Raw genomic sequence first — 17,165 nt, forward strand, 5'->3', positions numbered from 1 at the left:
GGTCAGTACTGAGGGCCCGAGCCCCGGGTCAGACCCTCGGGGCTGACCAGCTCCTCATGAGCGAACGGCTCGGTCCGCGCGGCGACGTGCCGCAGGGCGGCCCCGGCCGCGGCATCCGCCTCGCGCAGCACGGGGGAGTTCGTTCCGGGGACCGGCGCGATCAGCGTGTACACGCGGGCGTCCTCGTGGGGCACGCCGATCGAGTGGAGCCCGGCGACGACCGAGCCGTCCGCGGCGATCAGGGCGCCATCGCTCGCGCGGATGTCGACGGCGTCCGAGGCGGCGCCGTCGGCGTGCCGCCACGGGCGTGCCAGGGCGCGGGTGAGCAGCGCGCTCAGCAGCGGATCGGCGGTGCGCTCGACCGTCTGCGGGGGCAGCCAGGCCTCGACCAGCGCGGAGACCTCGACCGGGGGATGCCGGTCACCGGCGACGCGCACGGCATCATCGCCCGCGTCGACGCGCATGCCGGGGCCGAGGAAGGTCACGATGCCGGCGCGGTGCAGCGCGAGCAGCTGCCGCGGGCGCAGCAGCGGGGGACCGCTGCCGAACGATGCGGCCGTGGCGAGGAAGCGACGGTACGCGGGATACGAGTCCGGAGTGAGGCCGCCGAACGCGACCAGGTCGATGAGCGCGCTGCGGGCGGCCTGATAGGAGTGCAGTCCGGCCTTCAGCGGGCTGTCCAGGCCCGCGACGGCCTCGGCCGCGTCACGGGCGACCACGTCGGCGATCACCGCGTCGATGCCGGCGTCCCGCGCGGACGCGCGCAGGGGGTCGGCCGCCGTCGCGAGGTCGATGCGATCGGCGGGATCCGGAACGTGCGCGGCCACCAGCGCGGGGATCGGCTCCGCGCCGGACACGAATCCGGCCAGGAGGGCCGCGGCATCCCGAACCGCCTGCGGTCGCACGCGGGCGAGCGTCTCGTACGCGTCCCGCAGTGCGTCGCGCTCGATCAGCGGCAGCACGTCGACGGTGAAATCGACCGGGCGGCGCGCGATCAGCCCGGGCAGCGCGGCACGCAGCACGCGCTGCGCGGGAAAGGTCGGGACGCCGTCGAACACCGGCTTCGCCCGGTAGGGCACCCCCCGGCCGGACCCGGCCAGGATGCGCGGTTCGCGGCCGCTCGGCCGGTAGTCCAGCGTTCCGTCGCCGCGTTCGGCGAAGAGGCCACCCCGCCCCTCGGTGAGCAGGCTCACCGTGTCGAAGAAGCCCATACCCAGACCGCGCACCGCGATCGTGTCGCCCGCGCCGATGGCGGACAGGTCCTGGTCGATCGGGTTGTCCGGCGCGACGATCCGCGGATGCCGCGGGCCGTCGTCGCGGGCCAGCCATCCGGCCGCGAGGATCACGGCGTCGACCTCACCGCGGTCGCCGGCATCGGTGCGGACCCGGAACCCGGTACCGGCAGGGTGCAGGTCGACCACTCGTTCCGCGGTGACGTGCACGGTGATGCTCGGGGGCGCGGCGCCGACGATGGCGGTGAAGCACCAGCGCAGGTAGTGCCCGTACAGCAGCCTGCTGGGACAGGTGCCGTCGACGGTGCGGGCGGCCTCTGCGCGGACGTCGTCCGGCAGGTCGGCCACTGCCGGATCGCGGCTGACGAGCTCGCACCACTGAGCCAGTGTGGGCCCCGGCTGGACCGGGCCGGCGACCCGGACGGTCTCATCGGAGAACACCGTGGACTGTGCCGCGACGGTGTTCATGATCAGCTCGGGGCGCTGCCCCGCCCGCCAGATCCGCCCCGATCCGGGCGGATACGGGTCGAAGACCTCGATGCGCAACGGTGCGTCCAGGAGTGCGGGTGCGTTGGCGAGGAGCCGCTCCACCAGCACCGTGCCCCGGACGCCGGCTCCGATGACCGCGATGCGCGCGTCCGACACTGCCATCTGCCTCCTCCGGTCCCGTCGTCCTGCTCGATCATCCCAGTCGGTGCGGCGACGCCGCGAATCGCGGCATCCGTTCGTCTTTTCAGGACTACTGTGACGCACTGTTTCGCCCGATTCGGGCGCGGGAGCGCTCCTCCGTAGCGTCAGAGTGCGCCGCACCACCCGAGGCTGCGGACCCCGAACCCTCCAGGAGTTCTCATGCGCTTGTCCCGCCCCGTCGCCGCGATCGCCGGCGCCGCCGCGATCGCCCTCGCACTTTCGGCGTGCGCGTCCAACCCCGGCAGCGCGGACACGGCCGATGACGCCACCGCAGAGCCGGTGCGGTTCGGTGTCGCGCTGCCGCAGACCGGCGACCAGGCGCAGTACGGCGAGTACTTCGAGCAGGGCTTCGAGCTCGCGCTCGCGCAGATCAACGCGGACGGGGGCGTCGACGGCCGCGAGATCGAGCTGGTCTACGAAGACACCCAGGCCGACCCCGCCCAGGCCGCCTCGGTCGCGCAGAAGTTCGTCGACGACTCCTCGATCCTGTCCGTGCTCGGCGACTTCGGCACGCCCGCCACGGCCGCCGGCAGCCCGATCTACCAGGCCGCGGGCCTGCCTCAGTTCGCCTTCTCCGCGTCGGCATCGACCGTGACCGACCCGGGCGACTACATCTTCGCGACCTGGGTGTCGCAGGAGTACGAGGCCCCGCGTCTGGCCGAGTTCGCCGCCGAGCAGGGCGACAAGGCCGCCGTCTTCTACCACGACACCGATTGGGGCCTGAACACGCACGGCTTCTTCGCCGAGGGCGCGGAGGACGCCGACCTCGAGGAGGTCTACGCCACCGGCTACAACCCGGAGAGCACCGACTTCCGCCCGCTGCTGCTGGCCGCCCAGGCCACCGACCCCGAGGTGATCGTGCTGATCTCCTACGCCGCCGACGGCGCCCTGATCACGGCGCAGGCGCGCGAGCTGGGCATCGACGTGCCGATCGTAGGCATCAGCTCGATCTACAACCAGCAGTTCATCGAGCTGGCCGCCGAGGCCGCCGAGGGTGTCGAGACCCTCAGCTACTTCACGCCGACCAACCCCGACGAGAACGTGCAGGCCTTCATCGCCGACTTCGCCGCTGCGTACGACGTCGAGACGCCCTCCGACTACGCGATCCGCGCCTACGACGCTCTCACCGTGGTCGCACAGGCCGCCGAGCAGGCTTCCGAGGCGGGCGAGCTGACCCGCGAGAGCCTGCGCGACGCGCTGGCCGAGGGCAGCGACTTCGACACGATCCTCTACGGTCCGATCACGTTCGCCGAGAACCGCCGCGTCGTGGATGCCGACCAGTACGCCCTCGTGATCCGCGACGGCGCGTTCGAGCTGCGCGACTGACGCTCCGCATGCCGGTGCGCGGAAGCATCCGCGCGTCCCGCACCGGCGTGCTGAGATAATCGATTCGAATGGACATCCTTCTCGCCGGCATCGTCGGGGGCTCGACATACGCCTTGCTGGCTGTCGGCGTCTCGCTGATCTTCGGCGTATCCAACATCGTCAACTTCGCGCAGGGATCGGTCTTCGCCGCCGGCGGCATGCTCGGCTGGTTCTTCGCCTCGGTGCTCGGCTGGCAGCTGTGGGCCGTACTGCTGGGCGTGATCGTCTTCACCAGCGTGCTCGGCTTCGTGATCTACCTGGTCGCCGTCCGGCCGCTGCGCGCGGCGCCGGGCATCGCCGTGCTGCTGGCCACGTTCGCGGCCGGCATCATCATCGACAACACCTCGCAGCGCGTATTCGGCGCCGAGACCCGCCGCTTTCCCCCGCTGCTCGAACGCAGCAACCTCGAGCTGTTCGGTTTCCGCTTCGGCACGATCGCGATCGTGATCATCGGCGTCGCCGTCGTGTGCGTCACCGTCCTGGCGATCGTGCTGGCCAAGACCAGGGTCGGCCGCGCGATCCGTGCGACATCGCAGGATGCCGAGGCCGCCGCGCAGATGGGCATCCCCGTCGCGCGCATCCAAGCCGTCTCCTTCGTCGTCGCCTCCGCGCTGGGCGGGGTCGCGGGCGTGCTGGTGGGCATGTACTTCTCGAACGTGTCGCCGTCGATGGGCTTCACCGCCGGCATCCAGGCGTTCGCGGCCGCCACGATCGGCGGACTCGGGTCGCTGCCCGGTGCCATCGTGGGCGGCCTCGTGCTGGGAGTGGCCGAGGCGTTCGGCGTGGCACTCTGGGGTGATTCGGTCCGCCAGCTCATCACGTTCGGCGCGCTCATCCTGGTGCTGTGGATCCGGCCCAACGGCATCCTCGGCAAACGCTCGAGCACCGCGAGCGAGCCGATGACCGGCACGTTCTTCGGCGCCGGCAAGCCGGTGCGGCTGAACCGGTGGGTCGCCGTCGCGCTCATCGGTGCCGGTGCGCTGGTTCCGCTGATCGCGGGGGACTATCTGCTGCGCACCGGAGCGCTGGTGTGGATCTACGCGCTCTTCGCGCTCTCGGTCACCCTGGCCGGCGGCTTCGCCGGCCAGATCGTCCTGGGTCAGGCCGGGGCGCTCGCGATCGGGGCCTACACCTCAGCCCTCCTGGTGACCCAGGCGGGCTGGGATTTCTGGGCAAGCTTCGTGGCGGCCGGACTGGTGGCCGCGATCTTCAGCGTCCTCATCACCGCACCCACCTGGCGCCTGCGCGGACACTACGTGTCGATGGCCACGCTGGCCACGGGAGCGTTCATCGCGGCGCTGGCGCTGAACCTCGGCGGCATCACCAACGGCGCACGCGGGATCTTCGGCATCCCCCGCCCCACGCTGTTCGGATTCTCGGTGAACTCCGCGACCGGCATGTACCTGCTGACGTTCGCGATCCTGGTCCTGGCGCTGCTGGTCGTCTCGCGACTCGGCTCGTCGCACCTGGGTCGCACGTGGGCCGCGGTGCGCGAGGACGAGGTCGCCGCGGCGGCAAGCGGCATCCATCCCGCTGCGTACAAATCCCTCGCCTTCGGGCTCGGCTCCGTGCTCGCCGGCTTCGCCGGGGCGCTGTACGCCGCGCAGGTGACGTTCATCGAGCCCTCGCAGTTCGGGATCGCCCTGTCGGTCCTCGCGGTGACCATCGCGATCCTCGGGGGCCTGCGCGCCCCGATGGGCGCCATCGTCGGCGCCGTCATCCTGGTCGGCATCCCCGAGCTGTTCCGGCCGCTGGCCGACTGGCGACTGCTCTTCTACGGCGTCGTGCTGCTGCTGCTGATCCTGCTGCGACCGCAGGGCATCTGGGCGCGCTCCGAACGGGTCATCGGACGCCGCGCCCGACGCGCGTCCCGCGAAGCGGAGGTCGTGCCGTGACGGATGCCGCTCTGCTCGAGGTCTCCGGACTGTCCAAGCGATTCGGCGGGCTGACCGTCGTGGACGATGTGTCCTTCCAGCTGCACGCGGGCGAAGTGCTCTCCATCGTGGGGCCCAACGGCAGCGGCAAGACCACCACGCTGAACATGATCTGCGGCACCCTGCCCGCCGACGCCGGCACCGTCGTGCTCGACGGCGAGCGGATCTCGGGGCGCAAGGCGTACCGGATCGCGGAGATGGGCCTGACGCGCACGTTCCAGAACGGCCGCGTGATCGGCAACCTCACGATCGCCGAGAACGTGCTGGTGGGGCTGGAACCCGTCCAGCGCGTGGGACGCCCGCTGCCCCGCCTGCGCCACATCGTGGGGATCCGCTGGATCCCGCTGCTGGCGGAGACCTTCGGCGCCCTGTTCCCCTCGCGTGCGCGGCGGCGTCAGGACGCGGTGGATCGCGCCCACGTCGTGGCCGAGCTGGATCGATTCGGCACGCGGCTGGCGCCCCGCGTCGAGGACTACGCCTACTCGCTGTCCTACGCCAACCGGCGTCGCACCGAGATCGCGCGCGCGCTGGTTTCAGGACCCCGCGTGCTGGTCCTGGACGAGCCGACCGCCGGCATGAACCAGACCGAGACCGGCGAGGTGCTGCAGCAGCTGCAGGAGCTGAAACGGCGAGGTCAGACCGTGCTGCTGGTCGAGCACAAGCTCGACCTGGTGTTCCGGCTCAGCGACCGGGTGCTGGTCCTGGACGAGGGACGCGTCATCGCCCACGGCACGCCCGATGAAGTGCGTCGCGACCCCCGGGTCATCGAGGCCTACCTCGGCAAGGCGTTCGCGGAAGCGGGAAGCGAATGACCGAGCCGCTGCTGGAATTCCGCGACGTGAGCGTCGACTACGGGGCGAGCCCCGCGCTGGTCGACGTGTCGCTGACCCTCGACGCCGGCGAGGTGGTCTCGCTGCTCGGCGGCAACGCCTCGGGCAAGTCGACGACGATGAAGACGGCGCTCGGCCTCGTGCGTCCGGTGCGCGGCACCGTGCATTTCGCCGGCGAGGACATCACGCGCTGGAGCACGCCCCGCCGCATCGCCGCCGGCCTGGCCTCGGTGCCCGAGGCGCGCCGCGTGTTCGGCGCGATGACCGTGGAGGACAACCTGCTCACCGGCGCCTACGTCCGCCCGGGACGAGCCAAGAGCCGCACGCTCGCCGAGGTGTACGCGTTCTTCCCCCGGCTGGCCGAGCGGCGCAAGCAGGCGGCGGGCACCATGTCCGGCGGCGAGCAGCAGATGCTGGCGTTCGGCCGGGCCCTGATGAGCCGCCCGCGCCTGATCTGCATGGACGAGCCCACCATGGGCCTCGCGCCGATCGTGGTCGAGCGGGTGCTGGAATTCATCGGCTCGATGCGCACGGACTGGGGAGTGAGCGTGTTCATGGTCGAGCAGAACGCCGAGCTCGCCCTGCAGGTGGCCGACCGGGGCTACGTGCTGCGCACTGGCCACATCGCCATCGCCGGCTCTGCCCAGACGCTGCTCGCCCATCCCGGTGTCCGCGAGGCCTACCTCGGTCGCGCGCTCGAGGACGAGGATCCGGTGCGGCTGGCCGAATCGATCACGGATGCCGCGGCATCCGGAGCGCACACCCACCTGCCCCCGGAAGGGAACCCCGTCACGTGACCGATGTCATCCGCGAGATCGCCGAGACCGACTCCGACGCGCCGCGCGCGCATCGGCCCGCCGTGCGCGAGGCCGCGCAGGCCGCATACGACGCGCTGTTCGTGATCGGCGCCGACGATCCGGTGCCCGGCGTCGACGCCGACCTGCGCCACCTCGTCGCAGCCCGCGCCGCATGGATCGACCGCGACGCAGCCGCCACCGAGTGGTACCTCGACCGCACCGCTCATGCCGACGCCGCCGCGCTGGTCACCGATGGTCCCGATGGCGCGGTGGGCGTTCGTGCCCCCCGTCGCGTTCGCGCCGCGCTGCGTCACGTGGATCTTCTCGTGGCGCGTCCCGCCGCCTCGACCCGCGACGATCTGACCGCGCTGACGGCGTCCGGCTGGAGCGCCGCCGAAGTCATCGTGATCAGCCAGATCGTCGGATTCGTCAGCTACCAGGTGCGCGTCGCGCACGCCCTGCGCGTGCAGGAGGAGCTGGCGCTCGCGGAGGAGAACGCATGAGCACCCGCTTCACGATCGCCGAGCGCGCCTGGCACGCCTGGATCACACCGGTCGGCCCCGACACCGGGACCCCCGCGCAGATCGAGGCCTACGAATCCAGCGTGTGGCCCGACTCGCCCTACTTCCGCCTGCTCGCCTGGCATCCCGCGGCCTTGTCGACCCGCACGGACCTCGACCGCGCCATCTTCCTCGGACGCCCGGGGCTGGCGCGCGGCGAGCGCGAGCTCGCCGCCACGGTGGCGTCGCGGTACAACGGCTGCGAGCTGTGCGCGAGTGTGCACGCGCGGTTCACCGCCACCTTCACCAAGCGCGAGGCCGATGTCATCCGCCTGCTCGAGGAGGGCGTCGAGACCGAGCTGGATGAGCGCTGGCGCGCGATCGTTGATGCCGCGACGGCGCTGACCGCATCCCCGCCCCGGTTCGCCGCGCACCACATCGTGCGCCTGCGCGAGGTGGGGCTCTCGTCCGCCGACGTGCAGGACGTCGTGGAGGCCGCCGCGTTCTTCGCATGGGCGAACCGGCTCATGATGAGCCTCGGCGAGCCCGCCGCGCCGGACGCCGCGGACGAGGAGGCGATCGCGAACCAGCGCGCCGCCGACGAGAGCGCTGCCCAGGAGCGCGCCGACGAGCGCGCCGCTTCGGCGGCGTGACACCCGCCCTGCAGGAGCTCGGCGCAGCCTCCCGCGCGACGGCAGAGGGGTGCGACGGGTGCGCACGTCGCGGCATCCGTTCCCCTACGCTGGGCCAATGATCCGGACTCGACGGCACCCGGCGGCCACGCAGTCGACGAGTCGCCTCGAGGCGTTCACGGACGGGGTCTTCGCGATCGCGGCGACGCTGCTGGTTCTGGATCTGACCACGCACACGCTGGGCGCGGTGACGACCGACGCCGAGCTGTGGGCGGAACTCGGCGGCATGTGGCAGCTGTTCGTCAACTTCGGGCTGAGCTTCGTGCTGCTGTGCCTGCTGTGGATGACGCATGTGCAGCAGTTCGAGCACATCGCGCGCGTGGATGCGACGCTGGTCTGGTTCAACAACGCGCGGCTGCTGTTCATCGTCCTGGTGCCGTTCGCGACCAGCCTGACCACGGATTTCTCCGGGTTCCTCGCGGGGCGGCTGTTCATGCCGATCACCTTCTTCTTCGCGATCCTGTTCGGCTGGCTGCAGTGGATGTGGGCGGTGCGCCACCGCGACACGATGCTGCCCGACCTGAGCGAGACGGATGCGCGGGCATACGGTCGCGGCGCGCTGAGCGCGCTCGTGATCGCGGGCGGGGTCGTCGTGCTTGCGCCGTGGATCGGCTCGATCGCCTTCACGCTCTTCCTCTTCGACGGTCTGCTGACCAAGGCGCTGCGCGGCCGCGGGGACTGATCGCACTCTCGCGCCGGATGCCGCTCCCGGCGTACCGTGTACGGCATGTGCCGCAACATCCACACTCTTCACAACTTCGAGCCCGCGGCGACCTCGGACGAGGTGCATGCGGCCGCTCTGCAATATGTCCGCAAGATCGCGGGCACGACGAAGCCGTCCAAGGCCAACCAGGAGGCCTTCGACCGCGCCGTGCACGAGATCGCGCACATCACCGCGCACCTGCTGGAGGACCTCGTCGCGGTGTCTCCGCCGAAGAACCGCGAGGCCGAGGCCGCCAAAGCCCGCGCGCGGGCCATCGCGTCGGGTCGTTACTCGGCCGCGTAGGGGTAGGTCGGCGCGTCGGGCTGGGCGGTCGCGTCGGGCCGTCGGTTCGGGTCGGGGTGTTGGTTCGGGTCGGGCTGTTGGTTCGGGTCGGGGTGTTGGTTCGGGTCGGGCTGTTGGTTCGGGTCGGGGTGTTGCTTCGCGTCGGGCTGTTGGTTCCCCTGTCGCAATCTGCAGTGCGCTCGGCGTGTTGTGACAGGTGAGCGTGAGGGCGTGCGGAGGGGTGCGGGCTCGCCTGTCGCGTTCTGTGGGTGCGCTCGGCGTGTTGTGACAGCGGAGCGTGAGCGGGCCGAGCGGAGCGGAGGGGCCGTGCGGAGGGGTGCGGGCTCGCCTGTCGCGTTCTGCTGGCGCGCTCGGCGTGTTGTGACAGTGGAGCGTGAGAGGGCCGAGCGGAGCGTGAGGGGCCGCGCGGAGGGGTGGGGGCTCGCCTGTCGCGTTCTGTTGGTGCGCTCGGCGCGTTGTGACAGCGGAGCGTGTGGGGGACAGCGGAGCGTGAGAGGGGCGGCGTGACTCAGCGCAGGCGGAACGCCTGCGCGGCGCGAGCGTCGGAGTCGAGGGCTAGTCCCGCGAGCACCGCGCCGACTCCCGGCGCGAACTTGAACCCCTGCCCCGAGAACCCGGCGCCGACGACGATCCGCCCCACGCGGTCGAGCACGAACGCCTCGTCGGGCGTGGAGGTGTACGTGCAGCTGATCGGCGCTGCGGTCTCGGGATCCAGCCCCGGCATCCATTCCCGCACGTACTCGGCCAGCACCTCCGCGTGCTTATCGGTCCGGAACGGCCGGGCGTCGGGGTCGACCACATCGCCGACGGTGTGGAAGCCGACCTTGACCCCCTCACCCGGCGTGGGCATGCCGTAGACGTTGGCCGGCCACGAGCCCGGCGGCACGAAGTGGTTGAAGGACGGCCATCGTTCCGTCGGATCGCGGGGCGCGAAGTGTGCCGGGCTCTCCTCTGTGACACGCAGGTCGGGGAGGGGGATGGTGTCCAGCATCCGGTCGGACCATGCCCCGACCGTGACGATCACGGTGTCGGCGCGGACCGTGCCGGCGGCGGTGTGGACCGTGACGCCGTCGGCGTCCTCCTCGAACCGCACCACGGGGGTCGCCCAGCGGACCTCGCCGCCCGCCGCCGCGATGCGCCGCTCGAGCTCCTCGAGAGCCGCGGACGCGCGGGCGACACCGGCATCCGGCGAGAACAGGACCGTGTCCTCGAACCTCATGCCCGGCCAGCGGCGGGACGCCTCCGCGCCGTCGAGCAGGTCGGCCGGGATGCCGCGCGCGCGGAGCTGTCGGTGGATCGCGGCCAGCCCGGCACCCGTCCCGCCGAGGGCAGCGCCGCCGCCGTGCGACACCAGTCCGTGCAGCCGCAGCAGGGGCTCACCGCCGGGGGTGCCGAGCGCATCCCACCCCTCGCGGGCCAGCGCGAGCAGGTCGAGGTAATGCTCGTCGGCGTACGCGTTGTTGAAGTTGCGGGTGGCGCCATGGGACGCGCCGTGCGTGTGGCCGCGGGCGAACTGCTCGAGGACGAGCGGTCGCTCGCCGCGGCGGGTCAGCGCCCAGGCGGTCGAGAGCCCCATCACGCCGCCTCCGATCACGACGAAGGGCACACGTTCACTCATGCCTCGATCTTCGCAGGCGCGGGTGCGGGTCCAAACTCGCACGTCTTCCGCTGTCGCACAGTGCGCGGGCAAGCGGCGTGTCGTGACAGGCGAGCGGAAGGGTGTGCGGAGGGGACGGGCTCGCCTGTCGTGTTCTGCCGGTCAGGTCGGCGTGTTGTGACAGGCGAGCGGCGGGGCAAAGGCGAGCGGCGGGGGTAAAGGCGAGCGGCGGGGGTACAGGCGAGCGGGGGTACAGGCGAGCGGGGGGGGGGGTACAGGCGAGCGGCGGGGGTACAGGCGAGCCGAGGGGTGTCCGCAGGCGTGCAGGCGAACTGACGGATGCCGCGAGCCTGCGCCGCCGGAACCCGCCCCTGCCACCGTCGCCCGAACTGGCCCGGGTAGGCTGATCCCGTGAGCATGGAGATCGAGATCGGTCGCGCGAAGCGCGCGCGTCGCGCCTATACGTTCGACGACATCGCGGTCGTTCCGTCCCGCCGGACGCGCAACCCGGAGGACGTCTCGACGGCCTGGTCCATCGACGCGTTCCAGTTCGACATCCCGGTTCTGGCCGCCCCGATGGACTCCGTCGTGAGCCCGACCACGGCGATCATGCTCGGCAAGCTCGGCGGACTCGGCGTCCTCGACCTCGAGGGCCTGTGGACCCGCTACGACGACCCCGAGCCGTATCTCGCCGAGATCGCCGCGCTCGAAGACGTCGATGCCACCCAGCGCATGCAGGAGCTGTACTCCGAGCCGATCAAGCCCGAGCTGGTGCGCGACCGCCTCGCGGAGATCCGCGCGGGCGGCGTCACCGTCGCGGGCTCCCTCACGCCGCAGCGCACGCAGCAGCTGTACGAGACGGTCGTCGCGGCCGGCGTCGATCTGTTCGTCATCCGCGGCACGACGGTCTCGGCCGAGCACGTCTCCAGCGTCGAGACGCCGCTGAACCTCAAGAAGTTCATCTACGACCTCGACGTGCCCGTCATCGTCGGCGGGGCGTCCACCTACACCGCCGCGCTGCACCTCATGCGCACCGGGGCCGCCGGCGTGCTCGTCGGATTCGGCGGCGGAGCGACCTCCACCACGCGCGCCACCCTCGGCATCCACGCCCCGATGGCCACGGCCGTCTCGGACGTCGCCGGCGCGCGCCGCGACTACCTCGACGAGTCCGGCGGACGGTACGTGCACGTCATCGCCGACGGCGGCGTGGGCACCTCGGGCGACATCGTGAAGGCGCTGGCCATGGGGGCGGATGCCGTCATGCTCGGCGTCGCGCTCTCACGCGCCACCGATGCCCCCGGCCGCGGGTACCACTGGGGTCCGGAAGCAGTTCACTCGAAGCTGCCGCGGGGCCGACGCGTGCGCGTGGACCAGGTCACCACCCTCGAGTCGGTGCTGTACGGTCCGGCGCCGGTTGCCGACGGCACGGCGAACCTGATCGGCGCGCTGCGCAAGTCGATGGCGACGACCGGATACTCCGATCTCAAGGAGTTCCAGCGGGTCGAGGTCGTCGTCGCCCCGTACAGCGCGGGATGACGACTCCCGACCTGCCGACCAGCCCGGATGGCGGCGCGACTGCGGCACCCGACGTGCCGGAGGTCTTTCCGCCGACGCTGCGCGAAGTCCTGCTGCGGCCGCGGTGGATCGCCCTGCTGGCCCTGTGCCTGGTCGTTGCCGGCGTGTTCGCCTGGCTCGGGCAGTGGCAGCTCGGCCGCGCGATCGACATCGATCCGACCCCGCCGGGCGCGACCGAGGAGGTGCGTCCGATCGCCGAGGTGGTGGAGCCGGGACAGTACCTGTCCGAACCGCGCGTCGGCCAGCGCGTGACGGTGACCGGCACCTGGGTTCCGGGGGACTTCATCATCGTCGCGTCCCGCTTCAACGACGGCGTCGAGGGGTACTGGGTCACCGGTCAGTTCCGCGTGGCCGGCGACCCGGCGGTGCCCGTGTCGGTCGCCGTCGCGCTCGGCTGGGCCGCGACCGAGGCCGAGGCCGAGGCCGCCGTCGAACGGCTGAACGAGGATGCCGCGGCGCCGGAGGCCGCGGAGACCGCGCTCGCGATCACGGGACGCCTCATCTCCGACGAGGGCACCGCGCTGCCGCCGACCGGCGCCGACCCGTTCACGCTGACCCGGATGTCTCCCGCCGCGCTCCTGTCGCGCTGGCACGACGCCGACGGCCTCAGCGTCTACCGGCAGTACGTGGCGGCGGAAGTGCCGCAGGGCGGGCTCGAGGCGATCTCGTCTCCCGCGCCCGCAGAGGGCTCGGACGTCAACTGGCTGAACATCTTCTACGCCGCCGAGTGGGCGGTCTTCGCCGGATTCGCGTTCTACCTCTGGTACCGCCTCGCGCGCGACGCCTGGGAGAAGGAACTCGAAGACCTCGAGGATGCCGCGGCCGCGGCATCCTGACGAAAGAAGCCGCCGCGCACCCACGGGTAGACTGAGGACATGGCCCGCGCCCCCAAACTCGCCTCATTCCCGGCTATCCGCGGGGCGCTGAAGTTCTACCAGGTGTGCTCGATCATCACCGGCATCGGACTGCTGCTCCTGTGCACCGAGATGGTCCTCAAGTACTCCCCGCTGCACCTCGAGCTGTTCGCCGGCGGGTCGGGCGGCATCCTCTGGTTCGCACCGGTCATCGTCGGCCCGGGGTGCGAATGGTGGTCGTTGTTCGCGCCGATGACGAACGACTGCGAACTGACGTCGGTCGGCGACGGTTTCAACATCTCGCTGGGCATCCTCGTCGCGCACGGCTGGTTCTACGTCCTCTACCTGTTCGCGTGCTTCCGGATCTGGAGCCTGATGCGGTGGCCGTTCCTGCGCTTCATCGTGCTCGCTCTGGGCGGCATCGTCCCGCTGCTGTCCTTCTTCATGGAGGCGCGCGTCGCCCGCGAAGTGCGCACGTATCTTGCGGATCGCGAAGCCGCCGAAGCGGCTGCCGCATCCGATCGTGCCGCAGCCACCACCGAGCGTGCCACGGAAGGTACCCGATGACCACAGATATCGAGACCGAGCAGCGCCCCGTCCTGGTCGTCGACTTCGGCGCGCAGTACGCCCAGCTCATCGCCCGCCGCGTCCGGGAGGCCGGCGTGTACAGCGAGATCGTGCCGCACACCGCCACCGCGGCCGAGATCGCGGCGAAGAACCCGGTCGGGATCATCCTCTCCGGCGGCCCGTCCTCGGTGTACGAGCCGGGTGCCCCGGCGCTGGATTCCGGGGTCTTCGACCTCGGCGTCCCGACGCTCGGCATCTGCTACGGATTCCAGGTGATGGCCCAGGCGCTCGGCGGCGAGGTCGCCAACACCGGGCTGCGCGAATACGGGGCGACGGATGCCGCGCTCACCGGCGACGGCGGCGTGCTGTTGTCGGGGCAGCCGGCCGCGCAGAACGTGTGGATGAGCCACGGCGATCAGGTCTCGAAGGCGCCGGCTGGATTCTCCGTTCTGGCGTCCACGTCGGCGACCCCGGTCGCCGCGTTCGGCAGCGACGAGCGGCGCATGTACGGCGTGCAGTGGCATCCGGAGGTCAAGCACTCCGACCACGGACAGCAGGTCATCGAGAACTTCCTGCACAAGGCGGCCGGGCTCGCGGCCGACTGGAACAGCGGCAACGTCATCGCCGAGCAGGTCGCGCGGATCCGCGAGCAGGTCGGTACCGGGCGTGTGATCTGCGGTCTCTCCGGCGGGGTGGACTCCGCCGTCGCCGCGGCGCTGGTGCACGAAGCGGTCGGCGACCAGCTGGTGTGCATCTTCGTCGATCACGGCCTGCTGCGAAAGAACGAGCGCGAACAGGTCGAGAACGACTACGTCGCCTCCACCGGAGTGCGCCTGGTGACGATCGACGCGCGCGAGCAGTTCTTGAACGCGCTCGCCGGTGTGAGCGATCCGGAACAGAAGCGCAAGATCATCGGCCGCGAGTTCATCCGCTCGTTCGAGGCCGCCGAGAAGTCGTTGCTCGCCGAAGCCGCCGCGGACGGCGAGCCGATCCGCTTCCTCGTGCAGGGGACGCTGTACCCGGACGTCGTGGAGTCCGGCGGCGGCACGGGCACCGCGAACATCAAGTCCCACCACAACGTGGGCGGTCTGCCCGAAGACCTGCAGTTCGAGCTCGTCGAGCCGCTGCGGGCGCTGTTCAAGGATGAGGTCCGGGCGATCGGCCGCGAGCTCGGCCTGCCCGAGGTGATCGTCGGACGCCAGCCGTTTCCGGGCCCCGGCCTCGGCATCCGGATCGTCGGTGAGGTCACCGCTGACCGCCTCGAGATTCTGCGTGACGCCGACGCGATCGCCCGCGAGGAGCTGACCCGCGCCGGTCTGGACTCCGAGATCTGGCAGTGCCCGGTCGTGCTGCTCGCCGACGTCCGCTCGGTCGGTGTGCAGGGCGACGGTCGCACCTACGGGCACCCGATCGTGCTGCGTCCGGTCTCGTCCGAGGACGCGATGACCGCGGACTGGACCCGGCTGCCCTACGACGTGCTCGCGCGCATCTCCAACCGCATCACCAACGAGGTCCGCGACGTCAACCGGGTCGTGCTCGACGTCACGAGCAAACCCCCGGGGACCATCGAGTGGGAGTGACCGCGCGGAGGTGACCGGGTCGACGCCGAGTGCACGGGTTCGCGCCGGCTGATCGGGTCGACGCCGAGTGCACGGGTTCACGCCGGCTGATCGGGTCGACGCCGAGTGCACGGGTTCACGCCGGCTGCACGGGTTGCCCGCGCCGCGGAGCCGTGCGTTCGGCGCCAAGTCGTGCACTCGACGGGCGGGGCGCGGCAGGATGGGTACGTGACTGACTTCCCGGATGCCGAGTACCTCATCCTCTCCAGCCGGCTCATCCCCGACCGCGACGGCGGTTACGCGCTGGCCGCGCTGGCACGCGCGCGGCAGATGGCCGCGGCGGGCGTCCACGACGGACGCGGACCTCTGCTGCTGACACTGGACCCCGGCACGCCCGCCGAACACGCGCAGCACCGTGCGGCCTTCGCCGGCCGCGATCTGGTCGTCGATCCCGCCCGCATGCGGAACCTGTTCGACGAGGCCGCCGATGCGCGCGGGGGAGCGGCACCGTGGCTGCGCCGCGCGGCCCACCCGGGTGCGCCCGACCCGGCACTGACGTACCGCGTCATCCTGGATGCTGCCGGCCGCCCGGTCGTCGGACTCCCCGTGATCAACGGCGACCCCGACTGGCACGTCACGACAGCCCCTATCGCCGTGTACGACGGCCGCGGCGAGGTCGCTGGCGTGGTGAACGGATTCGGCGCGCTCTACCGGGCATGGCTCGATGACGTCGTGGCGGGACTGCGCGCCGGTCGCGCCGACCGGCCGGTCGTCGTGCTCTGCGAGTCGCGGCAGCTCGGCGAGCTGCTGGCCGGCTGGGAGGATCCCGCGCTGCGGCTCGTCCACGCGATCCACACGATCCACCTCGAGCCCCCCTTCACCCCCGATGCGCCGCTGAACGCCCTCTGGTCCCGGTGGTTCGGCCTCGCCGAGCGCTTCGACGCGGTGCTCTGGCCGACGGCCACGCAGCGTGACGACGTGCAAGACCGGTTCGGCGTCTCGCCCGTGCACGTGGTCGTTCCGAATGCGGTTCCGCCCGCGGCATCCGTCACCCCCCTGGCCGATCGGGTGCCCGGCCGCATTCTCATGCTGAACCGGCTCGCACCCGGCAAGCGGATCGACTCCGCGATCCGCGCGCTTGCGGCAGTGCGTCGCGTTGTCCCCGACGCGACCCTGGACATCTACGGCGACGGTCCCGAACGCGATCGGCTGCAGGAGCTGATCGATGAGCTGGGCCTGGACGCGCACGTGGTGCTGCGCGGTCTCACCGACGATCCGGGGCGCGCCCTGGATGAGGCGTCCGTGTTCCTGTCGACGTCCGCCTTCGAAGGGCAGGGGCTGTCCATCGCCGAGGCCCTCGTGCACGGCTGCCCGGTGGTCGCGTACGACGTGCGGTACGGTCCGCGCGATCTGCTCGCGCAGGGCGGGGGGATGCTGGTGCCCGACGCCGACGAGGACGCCCTTGCCGCCACGCTGGCCGAGGTCGTCACCGATGTGGAGCTGCGGGCCCGGCTGACCGCCGAAGCCGTCGCTGCCGGCCGCAGCGTCCAGCCCGCCCACGCGATGGCGGCGCTCGCCCAGGCCGTCGAGGACGTGCTGGCCCGCCCATCGCGGCGGGTCGCCGGCTGAGCGGGCGTCGTGGCCCGTTCTTCGTCTCGCGGCCCGCGGGTGCGGCTGCGCGGTTCGTCGCGGCCGGTGCTTCGTCTCGCGGCCCGCGCTGAAGGACGTGCCGCGAGCCGCATCGCGGGCCGCGAGGGCGCGCATCGCGCGGGCCGCGAGACCGCGCCGCGCGGCGCGACCACGGGCGGCGGATCCGTCCACGGCGGCGCGCCGAGCGGGTGCGGTGCGGGTGTGGCTGCGCGGTTCGTCGCGGCCCGCGCTTCGTCTCGCGGCCCGCGCTGAAGGACGTGCCGCGAGCCGCATCGCGGGCCGCGAGGGCGCGCATCGCGCGGGCCGCGAGACCGCGC

At 71.7% G+C, this 17,165-nt stretch carries 15 protein-coding genes; 13 read left to right on the top strand and 2 right to left on the bottom strand.

The window, feature by feature from the left end:
• Positions 1-2: 2 nt before the first annotated feature.
• A complete protein-coding gene (locus ABD655_RS04590) occupies positions 3-1,883 on the bottom strand; it encodes an FAD/NAD(P)-binding protein (protein ID WP_344711949.1) in 1,881 nt (626 codons plus the stop codon).
• A 198-nt stretch (positions 1,884-2,081) separates the two neighbouring features.
• Between ABD655_RS04590 and ABD655_RS04595 the strand changes: the two genes are divergently transcribed.
• The 8 genes from ABD655_RS04595 (at position 2,082) to ABD655_RS04630 (ending at position 9,046) form a co-directional block, all read left to right on the top strand.
• Positions 2,082-3,248, top strand: a complete 1,167-nt coding sequence (locus ABD655_RS04595; protein ID WP_344711951.1) for an ABC transporter substrate-binding protein — start codon at positions 2,082-2,084, stop codon at positions 3,246-3,248.
• Between the two features lie 68 nt (positions 3,249-3,316).
• Positions 3,317-5,182 carry an ABC transporter permease gene (locus tag ABD655_RS04600; protein WP_344711953.1) on the top strand — a complete coding sequence of 622 codons (1,866 nt, stop codon included), beginning with the start codon at positions 3,317-3,319 and terminating at the stop codon, positions 5,180-5,182.
• Positions 5,179-6,033 (top strand): ABC transporter ATP-binding protein, encoded by an 855-nt coding sequence (locus ABD655_RS04605; protein ID WP_344711955.1) that lies wholly within the window; start codon positions 5,179-5,181, stop codon positions 6,031-6,033. Before ABD655_RS04600 ends, ABD655_RS04605 begins: the two co-directional genes overlap by 4 nt.
• Positions 6,030-6,848, top strand: coding sequence for an ABC transporter ATP-binding protein (locus ABD655_RS04610; protein ID WP_344711957.1), 819 nt, complete (start codon positions 6,030-6,032; stop codon positions 6,846-6,848). The genes ABD655_RS04605 and ABD655_RS04610 overlap by 4 nt, the downstream gene beginning before the upstream one ends.
• Entirely contained in the window at positions 6,845-7,351 is a 507-nt protein-coding gene (locus ABD655_RS04615) for a hypothetical protein (protein WP_344711959.1), read from the top strand. The genes ABD655_RS04610 and ABD655_RS04615 overlap by 4 nt, the downstream gene beginning before the upstream one ends.
• The gene (locus ABD655_RS04620; protein WP_344711961.1) at positions 7,348-8,001 is read left to right on the top strand and encodes a peroxidase-related enzyme; all 654 of its coding nucleotides are present in this window, start codon (positions 7,348-7,350) and stop codon (positions 7,999-8,001) included. Before ABD655_RS04615 ends, ABD655_RS04620 begins: the two co-directional genes overlap by 4 nt.
• 97 nt (positions 8,002-8,098) lie before the next feature.
• On the top strand, positions 8,099-8,722 hold the full coding sequence (locus ABD655_RS04625) for a TMEM175 family protein (RefSeq protein WP_344711963.1): 624 nt from the start codon (positions 8,099-8,101) through the stop codon (positions 8,720-8,722).
• A 45-nt stretch (positions 8,723-8,767) separates the two neighbouring features.
• Positions 8,768-9,046, top strand: a complete 279-nt coding sequence (locus ABD655_RS04630) for a DUF2277 domain-containing protein (protein ID WP_344711965.1) — start codon at positions 8,768-8,770, stop codon at positions 9,044-9,046.
• Between the two features lie 508 nt (positions 9,047-9,554).
• Here the strand turns inward: ABD655_RS04630 and ABD655_RS04635 are convergent.
• Positions 9,555-10,664, bottom strand: coding sequence for an FAD-dependent oxidoreductase (locus tag ABD655_RS04635; protein WP_344711967.1), 1,110 nt, complete (start codon positions 10,662-10,664; stop codon positions 9,555-9,557).
• A 396-nt stretch (positions 10,665-11,060) separates the two neighbouring features.
• Between ABD655_RS04635 and ABD655_RS04640 the strand changes: the two genes are divergently transcribed.
• From ABD655_RS04640 to ABD655_RS04660, 5 genes are all read left to right on the top strand, one after another.
• Positions 11,061-12,179 carry a GuaB3 family IMP dehydrogenase-related protein gene (locus ABD655_RS04640; protein WP_344715677.1) on the top strand — a complete coding sequence of 373 codons (1,119 nt, stop codon included), beginning with the start codon at positions 11,061-11,063 and terminating at the stop codon, positions 12,177-12,179.
• Complete coding sequence (locus tag ABD655_RS04645; protein WP_344711969.1) at positions 12,176-13,054, top strand: SURF1 family protein; 879 nt, start codon at positions 12,176-12,178, stop codon at positions 13,052-13,054. Before ABD655_RS04640 ends, ABD655_RS04645 begins: the two co-directional genes overlap by 4 nt.
• 39 nt (positions 13,055-13,093) lie before the next feature.
• Positions 13,094-13,639, top strand: coding sequence for a DUF3817 domain-containing protein (locus ABD655_RS04650; RefSeq protein WP_344711970.1), 546 nt, complete (start codon positions 13,094-13,096; stop codon positions 13,637-13,639).
• A complete protein-coding gene (gene guaA / locus ABD655_RS04655; RefSeq protein WP_344711972.1) occupies positions 13,636-15,219 on the top strand; it encodes a glutamine-hydrolyzing GMP synthase in 1,584 nt (527 codons plus the stop codon). Before ABD655_RS04650 ends, guaA begins: the two co-directional genes overlap by 4 nt.
• A 207-nt stretch (positions 15,220-15,426) precedes the next feature.
• Complete coding sequence (locus ABD655_RS04660; protein ID WP_344711974.1) at positions 15,427-16,827, top strand: glycosyltransferase; 1,401 nt, start codon at positions 15,427-15,429, stop codon at positions 16,825-16,827.
• Positions 16,828-17,165: the final 338 nt, after the last annotated feature.

Source organism: Microbacterium terregens, assembly GCF_039534975.1.
In the GTDB taxonomy this organism is placed as follows: Bacteria; Actinomycetota; Actinomycetes; order Actinomycetales; family Microbacteriaceae; genus Microbacterium; species Microbacterium terregens.